Here is a 21,688-nt window from a genome sequence, read left to right as displayed (position 1 = left end):
AGGGGACCTTTGCGGCGTGCAGGAGGGCGGCTACTGGAGGGACTTCTGCAGGGCGGTGACTTCGTCGTCGGCCTCGTGGGCCGCTTCGGAGGGCGAGATCTGACCGCCGGTCATCGCGCCGATCGCCTTGGGCACGGGCAGTTCACCGTTGGTGGCGCCGACGAGCGCGCCTTCGCCCTGGGTGATGCCCCAGCGCCGCATGTTGCTGACGCCGGCCGCGAGTTGGTTGAGCAGGCTCGGGGGATACACCTCGTCGAAGGGCTTCTTGGTGTCGACCCCGATCTCGCTGTGGCGCCAGGCGTCGAGGTAGCGCTCGGGCTGTGCGGCGGTGCCCGCGCGGACGGGGATCATGCCCTCGGGTGCCATGCCGAACCAGGACTCGTATCCCGTGCCCATCATGTACTCGATGAACTGGCGTGAGGCCTCCGTCTCGGCGGTCTTCGTGGTCACCCATGAGGTGATCTCGCCGAACTGGGCCGCGTCGGCGGCGTCGGGGCCCTGCATCGCGGTGGTGATGCCGCTGTTGCGCGCGAGGTAGCGCGCGTCGTTCTTGCACTCCGTGCAGCTGGGCAGGGCGTCCTTGCGCAGACCGGCGAGCTCGTCCAGGAGGAACGAGGACCAGATGATCATGGAGGACTGGCCTGCGAAGTAGGTGGAGCGAGTGGAGTCCACGGTCTGGGTGCCCGGGGCACCGTAGGCGCGGGCGAGCTGGTCATAGGTCTTGAACGCGGTCCGGCACTCCGGGGAGTCGAGGGCGACCTGGTGCCGGTCGTCGACGAGCTGGCAGTCGTCGGCGAGCGCGAGGCTCTCGAAGCTCTGTGAGGTGAAGGCGTCGCCCGGGTCGGTGGCGGCGGAGATGCCGTACCGCCCCTTCGTGGTCAGCGCCTTGGCCGCGCTGAGCGCCTTGGCGTAGGTATCGGGTGCCTGGAGGTGCTGCGCGTCGAGCTGGTCCTTGCGGTAGACCAGCAGCTGCAGCCAGGCGCTGGAGGGGACGCCGAGGTTCTTGCCGCCGTCCGAGGTCAGCTTCAGCGCGTTGGCGTTGAACGTCTTCGGCCCCAGCTCGTCGACGATCTGCTGAGGTATCTCGGTGTTGAGCAGGCCGTTGCTGTACATCTGCCAGACCTGGCCCATGGGGGCGGCGCCGATGACGTCCGGCAGCGTGCCCGAGGCGGCGCCCGACATGATCAGTTGAGGCATCTGGCCCTCGTCGACGCCGACGAGATGGACCTTGATGCCGGTCTTCTTCTCGAACCCCTTGATGATCTTCTGGGTCACGGCGATGCGATCCGGGAGGTTCTCCTGGGACCAGACCGTGATCTCCCGGTCTGGCTTTCCGGGCCCCGTGCTGCTGGCGCAGCCCGTGAGCAGCCCCAGTCCCAAGGCTGCCGTGATGCCCACCGCGATCGCCTTCGATCGCCGGCTCTTGGTGCGCATTGCATGTCCTCGTTCCGACTTACGTCTACTTGAGACGCATCACAGCATCACTTTTGCTGGTTGACAAGACATAAGAGGGGGTTATTGTCGACGCAACCCAACTCGCAACCCCTTCCGGAGCCATCCGTGGAACGCGTCGTCCAATTCACCGGCCCCCTTCAGGTGGAGCTGACCGAGCAGGCCGGAGCCGATCTGGCCGCCGGGCATCTGAGGGTCCGCACCCGCTACTCGGGCATCTCGGCCGGCACCGAACTCACCGCCTACCGCGGCACCAATCCGTATCTGACACGGACCTGGGACCCGCAGGCTCGGCTGTTCCGCGACGGCGCGGCCGGCATCCAGTACCCCGTGGCCGGGTGGGGCTACTCGGAGGTCGGCGAGGTCGTCGAGGTCGCTCCGGACCTGGTCGGCACGCCGGGCCTGCCGCAGCCGGGCGACCTGGTCTGGGGCATCTGGGGCCACCGCAGCGAGGGGATCGTCCCCGCCGAACGCATGATCGGCCACACGCTGCCCGCGGGCCTCGAACCGCTGGCCGGCGCCTTCGCCCGGGTCGGCGCCATCGCCTACAACGCCGTCCTGGCCGGTGACATCCACCTCGGCGAGGACGTCGCCGTCTTCGGCCAAGGCGTCATCGGGCTGCTCACCACCCGCCTCGCCCAGCTCAACGGCGCCCGTGTCACCGCCGTCGACGCGCTCGACGGCCGCCTGGAGACCGCCAAGCGCTACGGCGCACACCACACCCTCAACGCCCGCACCGACGCCGTCGCCGAACGGGTCCGCGAGGCAACCGGCGGCGTCGGCGCCGACCTCGCCATCGAGATCAGCGGCGCCTACCCCGCCCTGCACGAGGCCCTGCGCTCGGTCGCCGCCGGCGGCCGTGTGGTGGCCTCCGGCTTCTACCAGGGCGACGGCATCGGACTGCGGCTGGGCGACGAGTTCCACCACAATCGCGTCCAACTCATCTGCTCACAGATCGGCGGCGTCCCGCCCCAGCTGTCCCACCGCTGGAGCGTGGAGCGCCTCCAGCAGACCTTCCTGCGGCTCGTCGCCGAGGGACAGGTGGACGTCACCTCCCTCGTCAGTCATGTCGTCCCGGCCGCCGACGCCGCCGAGGCCTACGAGCTGCTGGACCAGCGCCCCGCTGAGGCGCTGCAGGTCGTGCTGGAATTCTGAACGTTTCGAAAGGCCCTCTCATGCTCAAGACCGCGGCGCAGGAACAGCTCCTGCCCGGAGACACCCTGCAGGCCAAGTGGGAGTTCGCCCAGGCGGCGGGCTACGACGCCATCGAACTGCGCGGCAAGGGCGACCTGCACTTCGCCTCCCGCCTCGACGAACTGAAGCAGGCACGCAAGGACGGCGTGGTCATGCCCACGGTGTGCGTCGACATGCTGCACTTCCTCGGCGCCTTCGACACGGACCTGCGCCGGGACGCCGTCACCCAGATGAAGTCGCAGCTCACCGTGATCGCCGAGATCGGCGGCGTGGGCGCCCAGACCCCCGCCTCGTACGGCATGTTCTCCCGTCGCCTGCCGCCCTTCGAACCCCCGCGCAGCGAGGCGGAGGACCGCGAGGTCCTGTTGGCCGGTCTCGCCGAGCTGGGCGAGCACGCCCGCAAGGAGGGCGTCACGCTCTTCCTCGAGCCGCTCAACCGGTACGAGGACCACATGGTCAACCGGCTGGAACAGGCCGCCGACCTGATCCGTGCCACCGGCCTGGACTCGGTGCGGATCGGTATCGACAGCTATCACATGAACATCGAGGAGACCGACCCCGCGGCCGCGATCCTCGCCCACGCCGACGTCATCGGACACGCCCAGGTCTCCGACTCCAACCGCTTCCAGCCCGGAGCCGGCCACCTCGACTGGTCCGCCTGGCTCGGCGCCCTGCACACCATCGGATACGACGGCCACCTCGCTCTCGAGTGCCGGCTGACCGGGGACCCCGCCGACGCCGTCCGCTCCGTGCCCGCCTTCCTCAAGAGGTCCGGCGCGTGAAGTCCCTCCTGGACCGGCCTGCGCCCACCGCCGCCGCACCCCTGACAGTGCGGCGCGGTGCGGCGCGGGTCCTCATCGACAACTGGACCGGTACCTCCACCGTTCCCTCTCGCACCCTCTACCCGCACCAGTGGAGCTGGGACTCGGCCTTCATCGCGATCGGGCTGCGCCACCTGTCGGTACGCCGAGCCCAGCAGGAACTGGAGTCGCTGCTGTCCGCGCAGTGGGCCGACGGACGCATCCCGCACATCGTCTTCAACTCCGCCGTACCCGACGACGCCTACTTCCCCAGCCCCGACTTCTGGCGCTCCTCGACCGCCGGCCGTGCCGCGGGCGCACCGGCGGGCCCCGAGACCTCGGGCATCGTCCAACCCCCGGTGCACGCGCTGGCCGCCTGGCTCGTGCACCGCGCGGACCCCGAGGAGTCGCGACGACGCGGATTCCTGACCCGAGTGGTTCCACGCCTCGCCGCCTGGCACGACTATCTCCTCGACCGCCGTGACCTCGGCGGCGCAGGACTGGCCGCCGCGGTCCACCCCTGGGAGCCCGGCATGGACAACAGTCCCTGCTGGGACCAGGCCCTGCGGCGCGTCGTCCCCGCCGCGCCGGAGGCCTTCCAGCGTGCGGACCTGGATCACGGCCATCCCGCCGACCGGCCCACCGACCTCGACTACGGCCGCTACGTCCGCCTGGTGACCGACTACCGCGAAACCGGCTACGACGACCGCGCGCTGCGGCACGCCTTCGCGGTGGAAGACCCGTGCTTCAACGCACTGCTGATCGTCAGCGAACGGGCCCTGGCCGCCATGGCCGAGGAGACGGGCGCCGACTCGACGGCGCACACCGCGCGCGCCGACGCCCTCACCCAGCACCTGGTCACCCGGCTGTGGGACGAGCGCGCGGGCCTGTTCCGCGTCCGCGACCTGGCCACCGACACCCTGGTCGAGGAGCAGGGCGTCACCGGTCTGATCCCGCTCATCGTTCCGTACCTGCCGCGGCACATCGTCAGCCGCCTCGTCGAGACGCTCACCGGCCCGCACTTCCACGCACAGGCCACACGCCTCGTGCCGAGCTACGCCCTGACCGGCCACGCCTTCGACGCCCAGCGCTACTGGCGCGGTCCCGCCTGGTTCAACACCGCCTGGCTGATCCACCTGGGACTGCGTACCCACGGCCGGGAACAGGAGGCCGAGCGACTGCGACGGGGCTTCCTCGAGGAGGCGGCGCACTCCGACTTCGCCGAGTACATCGACCCCATCACCGGTGCCGCGCGCGGCGCCCGGCACTTCTCGTGGACCGCCGCCCTCACCCTCGACCTCCTGTGTGCCGACCTCAAGGAGCCCACGCCATGACCTCGGCCGACGACCGCGTCCAGCTCGTACGGGACGCCACCTTCGCCCGCGTGGACGCCGCCGGGGGCATCAGCGGCACCCGCGGCACCGCACCCGACGGACTGTTCCTGCGCGACGCCCGCCACCTCAGCCTCTGGCACCTCACGGTCGACGGCACCGCACCCGTCGCCCTGGTGCCCGCCACCGCCGAGACCGACGACAAGGCGCTGTCCGTCCTGACCCCGCGGGGAACCCGGGACAACCCGCCCGCCTACACCGTCTTCCGCGAACAGTCCGTCAGCGCTGGAATGCTGACCGAGCATCTGCGCCTGGTCAGCAACCGTCCCGACCCGGTCACCGCTCTCGTGGAGATCACCGTCGACGCCGACTTCGCGGACCTGTTCGAGCTGCGCGCGGACGACCGGCACTACGACAAGCCCGGCGCCCGGCACGAGATCCACCGCACCGACGACGGACTGGTCTTCGACTACCGACGAGCCGACTGGCACTCCCGCACCACCGTCGTCGGCCGCCCTGCCCCCACGGGCCTCGACGCCGCGCCGGACACTCCGAGCGCGCGCACACTGAGCTGGCGGCTGCGACTCGACGCCCACGGTCAGACCGATCTCCACCTGACCGTCCGCGCCCGACCCCACGGGCAGGCGGCGGAAACACCCACCGTCGCACGGCCGCACCGGCAGACGGCATCGGCTGCCGACGACCTGACCCGTACCTGTGAGCGGGGGCTGGCCGACGTTGATCTGCTGACCATCCCGGTCACGGGCGTGGACGGCGAGACAGCCGCCGTCCCCGCGGCAGGCATCCCCTGGTTCCTCACCCTGTTCGGCCGCGACTCACTGCTGACCTCCTACTTCCTGTTGCCCTACCGGCCGGAGACGGCGGCCGCCACGCTGAGCGCCCTGGCCGCCACCCAGGGCCAGGACCACGACCCCGTGAGCGGCGAGCAGCCCGGACGCATCGTCCATGAGACCCGTCACGGCGAGCTCGCACACTTCCGGCAGATCCCCTACGGCCGCTACTACGGCGCCGTCGACGCCACTCCTCTGTTCCTGGTGCTGCTCCACGCCCACTACCGGACGACCGGCGACCGGGCCCTCGCCGTCCGGCTTGAGCAGCACGCCAGGCGGGCCGTCGACTGGATGCTCACCGACGGCGGCCTGGACGAGCACGGCTACCTCACCTACCAGCCCGACCCGAACGGTCTGGTCAACCAGAACTGGAAGGACTCGGCGGGTGCCGTCTGCTTCGCCGACGGCACCCAGGCACAAGGCCCCATCGCCGTCTCGGAAGCACAGGGCTACGCCTACGACGCCCTGATCCGCACCGCGGAACTGGCGGCCGCCGTCTGGCAGGACGAGTCCTACGCCCACCGCCTGCGCGAGACCGCCGCGAGGCTGCGCGCCCGCTTCGCCGCCGACTTCTGGATGCCCGACGCCGGCTTTCCCGCTCTGGCCCTGGACGGCCAGGGACGTCAGGTCGACGCCCTGGCCTCCGACGCCGGGCATCTGCTGTGGTCGGGGATCTTGGACCAGGAACTCGCCCGCCGTGTCGGGCAGCGCCTGCTGCTGCCCGACTTCTTCTCGGGCTGGGCGATCCGCACACTCGCGGCGGGGCAGAAGCCCTATCACCCGCTGTCGTACCACCGCGGCAGCGCATGGCCGCACGACAACGCCGTCATCGTGCTCGGCCTGGCCCGACACGGACTCGCGGAACAAGCACGCACCGTCGCCGACGGTTTGATCGCGGCAGCCGTTCATCACGGATACCGCCTGCCCGAGGTACTGGCCGGCTACGACCGCACCGCCACGGCGCGACCGGTGCCCTACCCCCACTCGTGCTCGCCACAGGCCTGGGCCGCGGCCACGCCTCTAGCCCTGCGAACGGCACTGCAGATGCTGTGAAGCCTGCCCCGCGGGCCCGGAAGACCCTGCCCGGGACCCGGGTGCGGGCTGACGCCGACTGCTCGAAATTCAGCCGCTGTCGAACGCACGGTCATCACACGCCGCGTCCTGAGCCGTCGACATCCGCCGCCTCGACCGGCCGACGATGTGCGGCTCAGGCGAAATCGCTGGTCCAGATGTCCGTATACGCCTGACTGCCGATGAAGGGGTTGCTGACGGCCCAGAGTTCGCCCTTCTGGTTCTCCGGCACGTTGAAGTTGCACATCACCCAACCGCCCTCCCCACCACGGTCGTTGAAGCACTCACGGCCCCAGTGCGCCGGGAGTTTCGACTTGATGGTGCCCGCGACGGACTCTCCGTTCGCCTTCGTGTCCTTGACCCAGACCCGGTCTCCGTACGCGACGAAGCACGCCTTGGCGCCGGTCGTCGACACGCACGTGGCGCTCGACGGAGGCGCGCCACTCGGGGTGCCGGTCGTTGCCGATGCGACGGTTGCGGCGGCGCCAGACCTGCCGTGTGTCGAACTCGCCACCCAGCTGATCGTCCGCGACCGCGCCGCCGCACCGCGCCAGGAGGGATGAGCGGCGCGTCCCGCACAGGCGGCGTGAGGGCCGGAGCGTCGCCGCCCCGGCCCCCTGTCCGCTCCGCCCGCTCTACGGCTCGGTGCCCCAGACGAGGGTGCCCGCCACGTACACGGTCACCTTCGCCGCGTCCGCGTAGGAGCTGTTGGCGCCGCGGCTGTAGTCGTCGGACTCGTCGAAGTTCGACCAGTCCGACTTGGCCATGCGCAACTGGAGATCACCGCTGTCGGCTCCGGCGGCCAGCGAACCGGAGGTGAAGCCCACCTCCAGATAGTGGTCCGCACCCGTGCGGCTCGGAGAGACGGCGCTCACGGAAGTCTTCACCGTGGAGCAGCCGAGCTGTGCCCAGTCGCAGAAGGTCTGGTAGCCGGCGGATGAGGACTCCCCGGTGAACCAGTAGCGGATGGTCACCTTGGACAGATCGACCGTGTTGGAACCGCCGTTGACGAGCTTGAGGCCCGGCCTGACCCCGTTGTCACCGGTGGAGGAGTCGTTGTTCTTGTACTGCGCCTTGAGGCCCGGCGTGCCTCCTCCTCCGCCCGATGCCTTGGTGGTGGCGGACACCGCCGTGGACGAGGCCGAGACGTTGCCGGCCGCGTCCTTGGCCTTGACGGTGTACTGGTAGGTGGTGGAGGCGGCGAGTCCGCTGTCGGTGTAGGACGTGGTGGTGGCGCTGCCGACCTTGGTGCCGTCGCGGTAGACGTCGTATCCGGTGACCGCGGTGTTGTCCGTGGACGCGCTCCAGCTCAGGGTGGCGCTGTTGCTCGTCGTGGAGCTGACCGTGAGGCCGCCGGGAACGGTCGGGGCCTGCGTGTCACCGCCACCGCCACCCGATCCGCTCACCGGCGGGTTCGCGTTGGCGAGCAGCTGGCGGAACTGGGCGGAGAACCAGTGTCCGGCGAGCGGGGAGTTGGGCAGTGCCCCGGTGAGGTTGTTTCCGTTGCGCCCGTTCCCGGTGTACGTGGGGTCGCACATCCGGTCGAAGCCCTTGCCCTCGTCGTTGTCGACGGCCTGGCTGGCCCCGTCCGACTCACCCGGCGGCTTGGCCCACACGTAGGCGTCGATCCCGGTGTCGGGTGCGGTCGCCGGGCGCTCACCGAGGCCTGCCCCGCTCTGGTTGCACCAGTTGCCGGCGTGGATGCGCCGGTCGATGCGGCCGCCGTCCACGTAGGCGTCGACACTCGTCGTCGGGCCGGGACCGGTCGGCCGGGCCGAACCGCCCCAACCATTGCGCGAGGTGTCGATGAGCATGCCGATGCCGGCGTCGAAGCCCTGAGCGACGAGCGCGGTACGCAGCCCCTGCGCGTACGAACTCTCGTCGTCGTACTGGTTCCAGTCGATCCACTTGGACTGGCGCACCGTCTGGCCGTTCACCGTGTCCGTGACCTTGACGTACGGCTCTTTGGTGGCGGAGTAGTTGGCGGTGTTGACGATGAAGCCCGTCACGTCGTTCACGGTGGCACCGTTGGTGGTGGCGGCCTTCTTGAACTCCTGGGCGGACGGGGTGAGGTTGCTGTCCCAGCCGAGCCAGCCGTGGTGGCCGGCGTCGATGTAGTTGTAGGCGTTGGGAAGGGCACCGAGCTTGTGCAGGGCGTAGCCGACGCCCTTCTCGTAGTTGCCGTTCGCCTTCATGGTGGCGCACTGGGTCGTGGAGCCGGCCGTGCCGCCCGCATTGGTCACGAGGTTGGGCAGCGAGTCGGGTTCGATGAGGTTGACGATCCGCAGACTCGCATAGGCCGGGTCGGCGAGGATCGCGGCGATCGGGTCGATGTAGTTGCTCTGGTAGGTGGCCAGGTCGTCGGGGCCGAGTTCGCCGTTGGAGGCGAGGGCCGCACAGTCACGGCCCGGCAGATCGTAGATGACCAGCTGGACGAGGTTGGCGCCCTGCGCCTTGGCCGCGTCGAGGTGCGCTTTCAGACCACGGGCGTCGGCGGTGCCCTGGATCGCGGCCATCCGGTCCAGCCAGACGAAGGTGGGCTGGTTGGAGATGGCCGAACCACCCGGCTCGGCCGCGGCCCTGGCCGACCAGTCGGGATTCACGTACGCCTTCGCGCCGACATAGGGGTTGTCGAGCTTGGCGGCCGCGGTCGCGGTGGTCGGGAGGGCGGTGATGGACAGGGCTCCGATGAGGGCGCCGACGGCCAGAGCGGCGGTCCGCTTCGGTCCGCTTCGGCGCACGGTGGAGTCGGGTCTACGGGAAGGCATCGGTCATCTCCTGGGGAGAGCGGGCAAGTGCGGTCGGTGTGCGGGGTCGTCGGCAGCCGCCCGGTGTGCCGCGTCCGGGCACACCGGACGGAAGTCCGCCGGACGGGCGTTTCGTACGGGCACGACGAAGGTGCGACCGTGTGCGTCGCGCACAGTGGAGCTGAGGGGCTGCCGAACAGGAGCGCGCCGCGACGTCGTCCGGGTGGGGGCCCGGCGTTCTCGTCGTCGCGCGCGGACGGTGCCCGGTCGCTGAGGTGACGGCGGGGACAGAAGCACCGAACGTGGGAGCGCTCCCAAGGTGCGGGGCCCGGAGTGCGGATGTCAACACCCGCGTCGAGAGTGGCATCCTGACGGCCCGTCGCACGCTCGACTCATGGTGCCGGGCCCACGTACGGGCCGCGTCGGCGCATGCCAGGTCGCGGCGTGCGCGACGGCGCAGGGGGTCCGAGAACCGTGCGGCGGAGGATCGGGCGGCGGGGGGCACACCCTTCGTGGCCCGGTGCCGCGGGCGTGGCCGAAACGGCACGCACCCGTGGCCGACAACTCCGCACGCGGAGGCGATCGCTGCGCGGGGTATTGACGCGGACACGCTTAGTGGCTTCCATGTGCGCAGTCCGGCTTCGACGAGCCGGCCGTCGGGAGCGGGACACTCCTGCCGGTCCGCGGGAGCCGTCACGCCGGATGCCCATCCGCCTGCCCGCCCGGAGACGTGCGCCCGAGAATGGGAGCGCTCCCACCCGGAGAGGACCCCCACCATGCGTCACCCAACCCCCTTCCGCGTCAGGCGTGCCCTGATCGCGCTTCTCACCGCGGCCCTCGCGGCCCTCGTCCCGTTCAGTGCCGCGATGCCCGCGCAGGCGGCCGCCGCACCCTCCTCCCCGTCGCGTGCGGCGGCCGCATCCGGCGCCGGCTACTGGCACACCGACGGCCGCCGGATCCTCGACGCGCAGAACCAGCCGGTGCGCATGGCCGGCGTCAACTGGTTCGGGTTCGAGACGGCCAACTACGTCGCGCACGGACTCTGGTCGCGCGACTACAGGTCGATGATCGACCAGATGAAGACCCTGGGTTACAACACCATCCGCCTGCCCTACAGCGACGACATCTTCAAGGGCACCCAGCCCAACGGCATCACGTATGCCAACGGCCTGAACACCGACCTGCAGGGCCTCAACTCGCTCCAGGTGATGGACAAGATCGTCGACTACGCGGGCTCGGTCGGTCTCAAGGTCGTACTCGACCGCCATCGGCCCGACTCCTCGGCCCAGTCGGCGCTCTGGTACACCTCCGCCGTCCCCGAGACCACGTGGATCGCCGATCTCGAGGCCCTGGCGGCCCGCTACCAGGGCAACACCGCGGTGATCGGGATCGACCTGCACAACGAGCCGCACGATCCCGCCTGTTGGGGATGCGGCGACACGAGCACCGACTGGCGGCTCGCCGCCGAACGGGCCGGCAACGCGGTCCTGTCCGTCAACCCCAGCCTGCTGATCTTCGTCGAGGGCGTCCAGACGGTGAACGGCCAGAGCAACTGGTGGGGCGGCAATCTCGCCGGGGTCGCCACAGCGCCGGTGCGACTGAGCGTCGCCAACCGCATCGTCTACTCGGCCCACGACTACGCCACCAGCGTCGCCCAGCAACCGTGGTTCAACGACCCCTCGTTCCCGGCGAACATGCCGGCCATATGGGACAAGAACTGGGGCTACATCTTCAAACAGAACATCGCCCCCGTCTGGCTCGGAGAGTTCGGCACCACCCTGCAGTCGACGGTCGATCAGAAGTGGCTCGCCGCGCTCGTCGACTATCTGCGCCCCACGAGCACATACGGGGCCGACAGCTTCAACTGGACTTTCTGGTCGTGGAATCCGGACTCCGGCGACACGGGAGGCATCCTCAAGGACGACTGGCAGACCGTGGACACCGTCAAGGACGGCTACCTCGCCGGCATCAAGGCACCGGGCTTCGCCGGAGGAGGAGGAGGAGGAGGAGGAGACACGACCGCGCCCTCGACACCGACCGGACTGGCCGTGACCGGTACCACCGCGTCGAGTGTGGCCCTGTCATGGAACGCGTCCACCGACGACACCGGGGTCGCCGGCTACGAGGTCTACCGGGGCACGGCGAAGGTCGGTCAGGTCACCGGCACGTCCTTCACCGACCCGGGCCTCACCGCGGGGACCCGCTACGACTACGCGGTGCGGGCTCGCGACGCGGCCGGGAACACCTCTCCGGCGTCCGCGTCGGTCACCGCGACGACCGCCGGCACCGGGGGCGGCTCCAGCGGATGCAAGGCCACCTACAAGGTGAGCAGCGACTGGGGCAGCGGGTTCAACGCCGACATCACGGTCACCAACACGGGCTCCTCGACGACCAAGTCGTGGCAGGTCACCTGGGAGTGGCCGGGCAACCAGACCATCTCCGCAATGTGGAACGCCTCCTACAGCCAGGTCGGCAGGTCGGTGACCGCGAGCAACGCCGACCACAACGGCGCCATCGCGGCGGGCGCCTCAACCGGCTTCGGCTTCGGCGCGGCACCTGGCGGCGCCGGCACCCCGGTCCTGAGCTGCCGGGCCGGCTAGGCCGTTTCGTTCAGATCATCTGATCGTTGGTCTGGGTGTGCCGTTGACTGACGCGCAGTGGGCGCGAATCGAGCCGTTACTCCCGGATCGGACGCCGAAGCGGGGTGGCCGGTGGCGGGATCACCGTGAGGTGATCGATGCGATCGCTTGGAAGTTCCCGACCGGATCGCAGTGGGTCCACCTGCCCGAGAAGTACGGGAACTGGAGGGGCGTCTACAACCGGTTGCGGATGTGGGCCGCCGACGGCACGTGGGAGCGAGTGTTCACGGCACTGATGGACCAGGCCGATGCTGATGAGGACGTGAACTGGGTTGTGTCGGTGGACTCCACCATCGTGCGCGCTCACCAACACGCGGCAGGAGCCCGCAAAAAGGGCCTTTGCGAGCGAGCCGGACGACCACGCCATCGGGCGGTCCCGTGGCGGGCTGACCACCAAGATCCACCTCGCGACAGACGGTCGATGCCGTCCTCTGGCTTTCGTCCTCACCCCCGGACAGGCCGGGGACTCGCCCGTCTTCACCGACGTGATGGCTCGTCTGCGTGTTCGCCGCCCCCGTGGACGGCCCCGCACCACCCCGGACATGCTGCTGGCTGACAAGGCGTACTCCTCCCGCGCCATCCATCAGTACCTGCGCAAGCGCGGCAACCGCACGGTCATCCCGGTTCCGGCTGACCAGCGCGCTTACCGCCTACGTTGAGGGAGCCGGGGAGGCAGGCCACCTGCCTTCGACCGCGAGGCGTACAAGCAGCGCAACACTGTCGAGCGGTGCATCAACCGCTTGAAGCAGTGGCGTGGCATCGCCACGCGCAATGAAAAGACCGCGACCATCTACCTGGCCAGGCTCTACATCGCCGGCATCTTTCTTTGGTCTGCCAGGCCCACGGCTCAGGAGCAGGAGCGAACCGCATCGTCCCAGGCACCGGGGCTACGGTAGTGGTTCTTGTGCCCCGCAGCGAGTACGTGGCGCAGTTCGGCAAGGTGCTGGGTGCCTGCCGGGAGATCCAGCTTGTCGAGGAGGCCCAGTGCGGCAGCCGGTTCCAGGTCGCCGTAGACGTCGTGGAAACTCGCCCGAAAAGCCTGGAAGAGGGCTGGGTGCAGGGCGGGAAGCCGCACGGCGGTGCGGTACGTCGGCTCCTTCAATGTCCAGCGCACCGGGCCTGAACATTCCAGAACACGACGAGCTCGGCGGAGCAGGACTTCGGATCGCTCGGCCACCACTCGGTCGATGTCGTTACCGAGGACCTCGGCGAAGGCCGTCGCGGAAGTCGTGTGGTCCTCGAACCAGTCCACCCACAGCGAGTAGGTGACGGCCTCGACGTCCCGGTCCGCCTCCAACCGCTGGCGGTAGCCGTCCCACAACACATCGGCCGGCAGGGGTCCCTCTGCATCCTCGTTCGCAAACCGGATCTCGCACGTGACCCAGTAGTCGTCGAGGAGGTCCAGCAGCCCGAAGGCCAACCGCAACTGGTCGGCTGCATCCAGGTCTTCGGCGAACACATCGCCAGCCCAGGAATGCGCCACTTGGTTGGCCGTGAGCAGCACGTCCCGCTTCTCGTCGCTCACCCACCCGTCACGCACCTGGCTGACGCCCTGATCAGCCAACCACCGCCGCGCCGTCTCCACAGCCTGCTTTTCCATGCGGGAAGTATGACAAGCCTCGCAAGATCCGAACGGAACAGCCTAGGGCCGTGACCGCATTGGCTCGAGGGACGCCGTCCGCAGCCGTCATACGCGCGGCTGCGTATCGGCTGTTGCTTGTCGTGTACCGCGCCCGAGCCCGGCCGTCCGGGGAAGAACGGGCGTTTGCCTGCGAGCCGACACACCTCCGCCTCCCCCGCGTCCGGGAACAGCCGCAGCCCCACCACGCGTTGCCACGAGCATGACGACGAATACGCCGACGCCCGAGGTGCTGCGATACACCGCCTTCTCCAGCACCCCCAGCGGAGGAAACCCCGCCGGTGTCGTTCTGGACGCCACCGCCCTGGACGACAGCGACATGCTGGCCATCGCCGCCGGCCTCGGATACTCGGAGTCCGCGTTCCTGGCCGCACCCCCGGAGGGCCTCGGCGGCCGGGAGGGGCGGGCGTACAGCATTCGTTACTTCAGCCCCAGGGCCGAGGTGCCGTTCTGCGGGCATGCCACCATCGCGACCGCCATCGCCCTCGCCGAGCGGATAGGCCCCGGGGAGCTGGTGTTCGCGACGCGCGCCGGCACCGTGCCGGTGGAAGTGGCCGAGGAGGACGGGACGCTCCGGGCCACGCTCACCAGTGTCGAGCCGCACATCGAGGAGATCACCGACGCCGACCTCGCGGAGACGCTCGCCGCGCTCGACTGGCCGGCCACCGATCTCGACCCGGCCTTCCCGCCTCGTATCGCCTTCGCCGGCGCCCGCCATCTCGTTCTCGCGGCGGCGACGCGCGCCCGCCTCGCAGATCTCGCCTACGACTTCGCGCGCCTCGAAACCCTGATGCATCGCTTGGACCTGACCACAGTCCAGCTGGTGTGGCGGGAGTCGGCCACCGTCTTCCATGTCCGCGACCCGTTCCCCGTCGGCGGCATCGTCGAAGACCCGGCGACCGGCGCCGCGGCCGCCGCGTTCGGTGCTTACGCCCGTGATCTCGGCCTGGTCCCCCGCAACGCCGTCCTCACCCTGCACCAGGGCACGGACCTGGGCCGTCCTGGCGAGCTCACCGTGACGCTGCGCGCCGGTGACCCGCGCGTCCGTGTCAGCGGCACAGGAACGCGCATCAGCTGAAGCACAGCCATCCATGACGGCAGTGCCGACACAGGTCTTCCCGGTGGCCGCAGAGCCCCGAAATGTCGATGAGTCGGAGCGGTAGCTGACGTGGGGAGCGTCTTCAGCCGGCAGCGATCAGTCGGCCAGAGGCCTGTCGTGGTCGTGGTCGTGGTCGTGGTCGTGGTCGTGGTCTGAGCGTGCCCAGCCTGAAACAGTCTTCGTCTCGAAGGGATATCCGGGCATTCTGACTCCAGTCCAGCCGCGCAGCTCGCGCCGCATGTCACTCCCCTCGATTTGCCCCGGCGGTCAGCCGGTCATATCGTCACTTTTGGTCAGGGGGAGATCGTGGTAGCCGGGCAGCCCCATGCCAATCCCGCAGGATCTGTCAGCCGGTTACGTCGGGCCGCCCGCCTTGAAGCATTGATCCCAGATTCAGGGAGCTGTCGCATGGCCAGTCACCACAGCCACACCGTGACCCGGATAGACGTTTCCACGGGAATTGCCTACGACGACTTCGTGAACGCATTCGAGAAAGCGGCGCCCGCGTACAATCCGGTATCGCTGGAACTCATTGCCGAAACCGGGGGCAGTTGGGACGATGTTCGCGCCGCGATGGCCGGGAGCGCGCCCAATGACCTGGTCCGCTACGCCCGGATCAACGGCACCTCACTGTTCAGTATCGCAGGACACACCACCAGGTCGATGGAGTACCTGACCGGCAATCATGTAATCGCCGAGACCATGTATCGCCATGATCCGAAGGCGCTCCTGTATGCGCCTTTGCGGATGCTGATCTACAGCGACGGCAACGGCAATGCGGTCTTCAGCATGCACCGGCCGAGCGACGAGTTCGGCAGTCTCGGCATTCCAGAGGTCACGAAAGTCGGGGAGGATCTGGATCGCCTCGTGGTCAATCTGCTGCGGGTCTGCGGTGTCGATGCTTCCCAGGACTTCGCCCGACGCTCGGAGTAGGTCCAGAGAGCGGGCCACCTCGAGAGCGCTGTACGGCGGCCCGCCGAATATGGTTTACAACAGGTCCAGAATTCGACGGCTTCAGATCTCGAATTCTGTCGACAGGACGTGCGTGAAATCCGCGACCGGGCCGTGGCCGCAGGTACCCCGGTCAGCCCTTAGGTTCCGCGCCGAGTCCTTCGTGCGCGTGATAAGGAATTTCACCAGAGCCTTTGCGGATCTCGGCGCGGGCCGGATGAACACCTACCGCTCCGCCAGCGCGAGGGCTTCCAGCACCTCGCCGAAACGATGCCGCGGGTCCTGGCCTTATCACATTACGAGGCGCGCCACGTCGCTGCTGTGTGGCGTCCCGGCCCGTAGATCTGGGCTAGTGTCCTGCGCCGGAGATCCGTCGGCAGATGCGGGCGAGGGAGTCGAGGATTTCCTCGGCGGTCTTGGTCCAGATGAACGGCTTGGGGTCTTCGTTCCAGTCTTTGACCCACGCTCGGATGTCGGCTTCAAGGGCCTGGATGTTCTTGTGTGCGCCACGGCGGATCATCTGGTGGGCCAGGTAGCCGAACCACCGCTCGACCTGGTTGATCCAGGAGGAGCCGGTCGGAGTGAAGTGCAGCTCGAACCGCGGGTGTTTAGCCAGCCAGGCCTTGATCGCCGGTGTTTTGTGGGTGCCGTAGTTGTCTACGATCAGGTGGACCTGCAGGTGCGCCGGCACCACTTTGTCGATGCGGATCAGGAACTTCTTGAACTCCGCGGCCCGGTGCCGGCGGTGCAGAGCGGTGATGACTTGACCGGTTGCGACGTCGAAGGCGGCGAACAAGGTGGTCAGGCCGTTACGGACGTAGTCGTGGGTGCGCCGCTCGGGCATGCCCGGCATTATCGGCAGCACGGGCTGGGAGCGGTCCAGGGCCTGGATCTGCGACTTCTCGTCCACCGAGAGCACCACTGCGCCCTCGGGCGGGTTGAAATAGAGGCCGACGACGTCGTAGACCTTCTCGATGAACAACGGGTCTGTCGACAGCTTGAAGGTGTCGCTCAGGTGCGGTTTGAGCTGGAACTGCCGCCAGATCCGGCCGACCGTGGACTTCGACAGACCACTGTGCTCCGCCATCGATTTCCTAGACCAGTGGGTGGCGTTCTTCGGCAGTTGTTCCAGCGTGGTGACCACGACCTCTTCCACCTGATCGACGCTGATGGTGGGCGGCCGGCCCGGCCTCGGCTCGTCGGCCAGCCCCTCCAGCCGTTCGGCGAGGAAGCGGCGCCGCCACTTGCGGACGGTGTCCGCTGTCACCCGCAGATCCCGGGCGACCGCGACAATCGGCGGCACTCCCGGCCCCGCGCACGCCAGCACGATCCGCGCCCGCAAGGCCAGGGCCTGGGCAGATGTCGCCCGACGCGTCCACCGCTCCAACACCGCCCGCTCGTCATCAGACAGCAGCAACGGTTCGAGTTTTGGGCCACGACGAGGAACTGACACACCAGCAGCAGAGGTCATGCACTTTCTAACGATCAACTACTGGCGCAGGACACTAGTGCCTCATCGGCCTTTTCCGGGCTGCCGGCGCGCAGGAGGGCCCGGAAGCCCTCCCAGTCGGGAACGCGGCCGTCCTGTCCCCACTGATCGTTCGGGATGGTGTAGACGTGCACCCACGGCCCGTGTGCCGGCAGCGGACCGGAGCCGAACACCGATCGTACGGCTTCGGCCGACTTGATCAGCATGGCACGGGTGTCTTCAGGCGTGGGGAGAAGTTTCTGAGGCGCGATGACGTCGAGTTGAACTCGGGAGTTGGGATCGGCACCGGCGACATTGCCCGGTGCGTACCAGTTCTCGGGCTCGAACTCGTAGAACTGCACCCAAGAGGTCTCCTTGTGGGTCTGGTTGTTGACCAGGTCCTCGACGTCAGCCACGGCCTGAACGAGTTTTGCGCCGAGCTCCTCCTTCTGCGCGGCACTCAGATGGCCCTTCATTGCGTGCACGCGAACGAAAACCATGTGCGTGGGTCCTTCCAGTCGCTGGTCGACGGCCAATCCTGAGCCGGAAAATGCGGCCGATCTCAACAGGCCCGCTGACCCGTGGGCATCCATCACCTGATCGGGTGAGGCGGTGTCGGCTCGGGCAGGCTGGTCGACCGGCCGCCCGGCAGAACCTCCCGCTGCCGGCACGCCCACACGGTTCCACTTGTTGTCGGCCACGGAGTCCGACGTGCTGATGGGCGTGGTCGTCGTGCCGTGCCCTACCAGAACGGGCCTTTGAGTTTGCCGTCGGTGCCGACGTACGACGACGGCGTCAAGTCGCCTTCGGTCGCCATGGCCTGTACGGGCATGTCCGAGGAGGAGAACAGCACGCCCGCCGTCGCCGTGGCGGTCTTGACCCAGAGGGACATCGTTTGGGAGCTGAAGCTGCCGAGGCCCAGGTCCGGGAGCTGGACGTACGAGGATGTCCCGTTGAAGCCGGCGGCGGTCGAGGTGCTGCCGGCCGGCGGACCGGCCTGGCTCAGGGGCATGTTGCTGTACGTCGCGTTGTCCACGGGCCGGACCAGCCTGCCGCAGCGCGCGGGGGAAGATGGGGATGGCAAGACGGAACGCGAAGTCTGGAGGTTCGATGGCGAAGCGGGTTCACCAACCCTGTGAGGACGCGGAGTTCGATTTCATCATCAGGATGAGCGCGGTCCCGGTCCTCGCATATTTCACCGGGACCTGGCCCAAGGCGATCGAGCCCTGCCGGGCAATGGACCTCGTCGTGGGCGGCATCGCCGACGAGTACACGGGCCGCCTGACGGCCGTCCGCACCGACATCACGCGCTGTCCGTCCGCAACCGAGCGATACGGGATCACCGGAGCCCCGTCCTACGTCCTGCTGAAGGAGGGAGAGGCGGTGGCGCACGGCGCGGGACCCATGACCACAGCCGAGGTACGGGAGTTCCTGGACGGCCACCTCTGAGCGGCCGCCGCGGCACATCGACACGCGTCCGGAGCCACGTCCCCGTACCCGGACGACGGGGGTCTGGCCGATCCGGCCCCAGGTCCTGGCACGCGGCGGAGTCATCCGCGTAGAGCCCGACTTCCCTTGAACGAACCGGCCGTCTCGCCCGTCTGGGTTCCAGGATTCCGCGGGCGTGTCACAGATCGGAAGACGAGCTTCCGGTCCGCGAACGCCATGCCGCGGGGTGGGCGACGACGTCCCGCCACGGTGCGAGGCCGCCACCCAACCCGGCCTCGAACCTTGCTTCACCTATCGAAATTCGATAGATTTTTATCGCAACTCGATGGAAGGATGGATCATGGGAAAGCTGGCCGTACGTGCGCTGCGCGCCGTGCTCGTGGTGGTGCTCGCCGGCACCGTGTTCGTACAGGCAGGAATGGTGTGGGCGTTGGTCAGCGGGAGCGACCCGGAGGACGGGTCGCTCCCGCTGACCCCGCTGCGCGTGATCACGATCCTGGGCATGGCATCGGCCCAGGTCGCTCTGATCTGCGTATGGCGGCTGGTGGCGATGGTGCGACGCGGAACCGTGTTCTCCCACGCCGCCTTCCGATACGTGGACATCGTGATCGGCGCGATCGTGGCCGCCGCCCTCACGTGGTTCGCCGTCACGGCCATCAATGCGCCGGGCCAGCGGGACGACCCGGGCGTCACCGTCATCATGGGCGGGGTCGGCGTAGCCATCCTGGGAGTCGCACTCATCGTGCTCGTACTGCGGATGCTGCTCGCCCAAGCCGTCGTACGCGACGTCCAAGCGGCACAGATGCAGGCCGAGTTGGACGAGGTGATCTGATGCCCATCGCCGTCGACATCGACGTGATGCTGGCCAAGCGAAAAATGTCCGTGGGCGAACTCGCAGACCGTATCGGCATCACACCCGCCAACCTGGCAGTACTCAAGAACGGCCGCGCCAAAGCGGTACGCTTCGCGACCCTCGCCGCACTCTGCGAAGTACTCGACTGCCAGCCCGGCAACCTCCTGCGCTGGGAAGCCGAAGACACCGCGGCGGATGACCCTGCCTCCGCTCGGGCTTGACAACCCCGGGCACCACCGGCCTGACACGCCACGCTGAGCGCACAGACGTGGACCGCAGGCCACCCGCAACACCGCCCCCATGGGACGGATACCGGGTGGCCTGCGCCGCACCGTCCGCATCAAGGTGTGCACGGTGAACAGCCTCCTCGTCCTCGGCGCCCGCCAGACCGTCCAGCTCAAGCGCGCCCGCCGGATGGACCTCCCACCGACGGCACGCGCCACCTCCCGGCCAAGGCTACGGAGGCGTCCGAACGCCGTACGTTCCATCGGCCTGGTGCGACCACGCATGCGGCGGCCCCGACATTGACCTCGGGTGCGTAGCCCTCAAAGGAAAACGAATGTTCGTCTTGACGTGTCTTCCGTCAGTGCCGCAGGATGGGCACGGCCAAACAGAACGATTGTTCCGGGAAGGAAGGAGGCGACATGAGTACCCTGCGAACCGGAAGTTCGGCGATCGCTCCGTTTCAGGTTCCCCGGGAAGACGGGGTCCTGCCCGTGCCTTCGACGGCTGGGTCGGCATCGCCCGACATCGTGGCGTTCGTACTGCAGGGCGGCGGCAGTCTGTGCGCGTCGCAGGTCGGCGCACTGCGGGCGCTCACGCAGGCGGGGATCACTCCTGATCTCGTCGTGGGGTCTTCGGCCGGCGCGCTCAACGGCGTTGCGTTCGCCGCCGACCCGAGCATCGAGGGCATCGAGCGGCTGGAAGCGCTGTGGCTGAGCATCAAGCGCCGGCACGTCGCGCCGTTTTCCCTCCGGACTCTGGTCATGGCCGTGGTGGGGCGCGGTGAGGCGGCGGTCTCGAGCACGGGATTGCGGCAGTTGCTGCGGTTCGGGGTCGGCGTCGGACGGCTCGAGGACGTCGTCGTGCCGGCGCACGTCGTGGCGACCGATTTCGAGACCGGTGCCGCGGTCGTTCTGTCCCGGGGCAACGCCGTTTCAGCGCTGCTCGCTTCAGCGGCCTTCCCGGGGCTGTACCCTCCGGTGCGCGTCGGGGAGCGTCTTCTCATCGATGGCGGCGTGTCGGCGGACACGCCTGTACTCCAGGCGGAAGCACTCGGCGCGACCACCATCTACGTGCTGCCTGCCGCCGTCACGAAAGAGACGGACCGTCACGCGCATGCGGTCCTGCTCGCCGCCTACCGGGCAGTGGGCCAGATCCTGGATGAGCGCGAGCGGCGGGACGTGGCGGCAGTGCGCGGGACGGTCGTACGGCTGCCGGCCGCCGACACCCCGGTGGGTAGCCTCATCGACTTCCGTGACACCCGGCGGCTGGTCCAGGCCGGCTACTCACTCACCCAGGACTGGCTCGCACAGCAGCCCGCGGTCATGACGTGAGGACGCCTGATGGCCGTGCCGCCCCCTTTCACGCGACATCTGCTTCCGCGTCCTTCACCGTCACCGGTTGGGCGCGGGCTGCCGAGATGGTGGGGGGCTCGCGTTTCCCGACAACGCCGCCCCGTCTGCTTCCCCGCACGGGCATCCACGACACCGTCGCCGATGTCGAGCAATGGGGCTGGTGGAGCGGGCAGACCAGCGCGCCGCAAGGGCTCGGCGGCTTCGTCAACGAGTACGGGCCATGCCGTCCCTTCACGTCGGCTGGGCCCTGTGGTCGGGGTGGTTCCTCTTCCGGCACGCCCGCCGGAAGACCTTGAGGGGCTTCGGCCTCGCCTACCCCGCTCTCACCACCCTGGTCGTCATCGCAACCGGCAACCACTACCTCGCGGACGCCATCGCCGGCGCCTTCCTCACCCTGCTCGTGGGTGCGGTCGTTGGCCTCGTCCACAACGTCGGCGAACACGCCATCGGGCCGACGACCCGGCTCGGCCCGGTCACCCCTGCCGATCGCCCGGAACACTCCCGAACCGACCTGGGCAGACCGCTCAACTCCACACCCGAAGCTTCCCCCTAGGTAGCCCACCATGA

Annotated in this window: 20 protein-coding genes and 1 pseudogene; 14 read left to right on the top strand and 7 right to left on the bottom strand. The window is 68.8% G+C overall.

Annotated features, from left to right (window positions below; all coding sequences use genetic code 11):
* Nucleotides 1-30: 30 nt before the first annotated feature.
* Nucleotides 31-1,434 (bottom strand): ABC transporter substrate-binding protein, encoded by a 1,404-nt coding sequence (locus HEP85_RS41390; protein ID WP_168532437.1) that lies wholly within the window; start codon nt 1,432-1,434, stop codon nt 31-33.
* A 126-nt stretch (nt 1,435-1,560) separates the two neighbouring features.
* Between HEP85_RS41390 and HEP85_RS41385 the strand changes: the two genes are divergently transcribed.
* The 4 genes from HEP85_RS41385 to HEP85_RS41370 are packed head-to-tail and all read left to right on the top strand — an operon-like array spanning nt 1,561 to nt 6,681.
* On the top strand, nt 1,561-2,607 hold the full coding sequence (locus tag HEP85_RS41385) for a zinc-binding alcohol dehydrogenase (RefSeq protein WP_168532435.1): 1,047 nt from the start codon (nt 1,561-1,563) through the stop codon (nt 2,605-2,607).
* Nucleotides 2,608-2,627: 20 nt separating this feature from the next.
* The gene (locus HEP85_RS41380) at nt 2,628-3,428 is read left to right on the top strand and encodes a sugar phosphate isomerase/epimerase family protein (protein ID WP_168532433.1); all 801 of its coding nucleotides are present in this window, start codon (nt 2,628-2,630) and stop codon (nt 3,426-3,428) included.
* Nucleotides 3,425-4,780, top strand: coding sequence for a trehalase family glycosidase (locus HEP85_RS41375; protein WP_168532431.1), 1,356 nt, complete (start codon nt 3,425-3,427; stop codon nt 4,778-4,780). Before HEP85_RS41380 ends, HEP85_RS41375 begins: the two co-directional genes overlap by 4 nt.
* Nucleotides 4,777-6,681 (top strand): glycogen debranching N-terminal domain-containing protein, encoded by a 1,905-nt coding sequence (locus HEP85_RS41370; protein ID WP_168532429.1) that lies wholly within the window; start codon nt 4,777-4,779, stop codon nt 6,679-6,681. Before HEP85_RS41375 ends, HEP85_RS41370 begins: the two co-directional genes overlap by 4 nt.
* A gap of 154 nt (nt 6,682-6,835) precedes the next feature.
* Here the strand turns inward: HEP85_RS41370 and HEP85_RS41365 are convergent, their stop codons facing one another.
* Entirely contained in the window at nt 6,836-7,114 is a 279-nt protein-coding gene (locus HEP85_RS41365; protein ID WP_211118170.1) for a hypothetical protein, read from the bottom strand.
* Nucleotides 7,115-7,334: 220 nt separating this feature from the next.
* Nucleotides 7,335-9,467 (bottom strand): glycoside hydrolase family 6 protein, encoded by a 2,133-nt coding sequence (locus HEP85_RS41360; RefSeq protein ID WP_168532427.1) that lies wholly within the window; start codon nt 9,465-9,467, stop codon nt 7,335-7,337.
* Nucleotides 9,468-10,312: 845 nt separating this feature from the next.
* On the opposite strand from HEP85_RS41360, the gene HEP85_RS41355 reads away from it, so the two are divergent.
* Entirely contained in the window at nt 10,313-12,046 is a 1,734-nt protein-coding gene (locus HEP85_RS41355) for a cellulase family glycosylhydrolase (RefSeq protein WP_248002570.1), read from the top strand.
* Nucleotides 12,047-12,068: 22 nt separating this feature from the next.
* Nucleotides 12,069-12,981: pseudogene (locus tag HEP85_RS41350) on the top strand (IS5 family transposase).
* Here HEP85_RS41350 and HEP85_RS41345 read toward each other — a convergent pair.
* A complete protein-coding gene (locus tag HEP85_RS41345; protein ID WP_168532423.1) occupies nt 12,933-13,685 on the bottom strand; it encodes a hypothetical protein in 753 nt (250 codons plus the stop codon). The pseudogene HEP85_RS41350 and the gene HEP85_RS41345 overlap by 49 nt on opposite strands.
* A 241-nt stretch (nt 13,686-13,926) precedes the next feature.
* Here HEP85_RS41345 and HEP85_RS41340 point away from each other — a divergent pair, with 241 nt between their 5' ends.
* Entirely contained in the window at nt 13,927-14,802 is an 876-nt protein-coding gene (locus tag HEP85_RS41340; protein ID WP_168532421.1) for a PhzF family phenazine biosynthesis protein, read from the top strand.
* Nucleotides 14,803-15,231: 429 nt separating this feature from the next.
* Nucleotides 15,232-15,756: a DUF302 domain-containing protein gene (locus HEP85_RS41335; RefSeq protein WP_168532419.1), complete on the top strand. Its 525-nt coding sequence runs from the start codon at nt 15,232-15,234 to the stop codon at nt 15,754-15,756.
* 367 nt (nt 15,757-16,123) lie between these two features.
* Here HEP85_RS41335 and HEP85_RS41330 read toward each other — a convergent pair whose 3' ends face one another.
* From HEP85_RS41330 to HEP85_RS41320, 3 genes are read right to left on the bottom strand one after another with little or no spacing between them, the layout of a single operon-like run.
* Complete coding sequence (locus tag HEP85_RS41330) at nt 16,124-17,245, bottom strand: IS630 family transposase (protein ID WP_168532218.1); 1,122 nt, start codon at nt 17,243-17,245, stop codon at nt 16,124-16,126.
* 14 nt (nt 17,246-17,259) lie between these two features.
* Nucleotides 17,260-17,943 (bottom strand): tautomerase family protein, encoded by a 684-nt coding sequence (locus HEP85_RS41325; RefSeq protein ID WP_168532417.1) that lies wholly within the window; start codon nt 17,941-17,943, stop codon nt 17,260-17,262.
* Nucleotides 17,944-17,984: 41 nt separating this feature from the next.
* Nucleotides 17,985-18,278 carry a hypothetical protein gene (locus HEP85_RS41320; protein WP_369658059.1) on the bottom strand — a complete coding sequence of 98 codons (294 nt, stop codon included), beginning with the start codon at nt 18,276-18,278 and terminating at the stop codon, nt 17,985-17,987.
* A gap of 74 nt (nt 18,279-18,352) precedes the next feature.
* Here HEP85_RS41320 and HEP85_RS41315 point away from each other — a divergent pair, with 74 nt between their 5' ends.
* The 6 genes from HEP85_RS41315 (at nt 18,353) to HEP85_RS41290 (ending at nt 21,674) form a co-directional block, all read left to right on the top strand.
* Nucleotides 18,353-18,691: a co-chaperone YbbN gene (locus tag HEP85_RS41315; protein ID WP_168532413.1), complete on the top strand. Its 339-nt coding sequence runs from the start codon at nt 18,353-18,355 to the stop codon at nt 18,689-18,691.
* A gap of 340 nt (nt 18,692-19,031) precedes the next feature.
* Nucleotides 19,032-19,523, top strand: a complete 492-nt coding sequence (locus tag HEP85_RS41310; RefSeq protein ID WP_168532411.1) for a DUF2975 domain-containing protein — start codon at nt 19,032-19,034, stop codon at nt 19,521-19,523.
* A complete protein-coding gene (locus HEP85_RS41305) occupies nt 19,523-19,765 on the top strand; it encodes a helix-turn-helix transcriptional regulator (protein WP_168532409.1) in 243 nt (80 codons plus the stop codon). Before HEP85_RS41310 ends, HEP85_RS41305 begins: the two co-directional genes overlap by 1 nt.
* Nucleotides 19,766-19,844: 79 nt before the next feature.
* Nucleotides 19,845-20,072 (top strand): hypothetical protein, encoded by a 228-nt coding sequence (locus tag HEP85_RS41300; protein WP_168532407.1) that lies wholly within the window; start codon nt 19,845-19,847, stop codon nt 20,070-20,072.
* Nucleotides 20,073-20,188: 116 nt separating this feature from the next.
* Nucleotides 20,189-21,100 (top strand): patatin-like phospholipase family protein, encoded by a 912-nt coding sequence (locus HEP85_RS41295; RefSeq protein ID WP_168532405.1) that lies wholly within the window; start codon nt 20,189-20,191, stop codon nt 21,098-21,100.
* Between the two features lie 67 nt (nt 21,101-21,167).
* Nucleotides 21,168-21,674 (top strand): phosphatase PAP2 family protein, encoded by a 507-nt coding sequence (locus HEP85_RS41290; RefSeq protein ID WP_348772480.1) that lies wholly within the window; start codon nt 21,168-21,170, stop codon nt 21,672-21,674.
* Nucleotides 21,675-21,688: the final 14 nt, after the last annotated feature.

The sequence above is a fragment of the Streptomyces sp. RPA4-2 genome (genome assembly GCF_012273515.2).
GTDB lineage: Bacteria > Actinomycetota > Actinomycetes > Streptomycetales > Streptomycetaceae > Streptomyces > Streptomyces kaempferi.
This window is presented reverse-complemented; position numbering and strand designations above follow the sequence as displayed.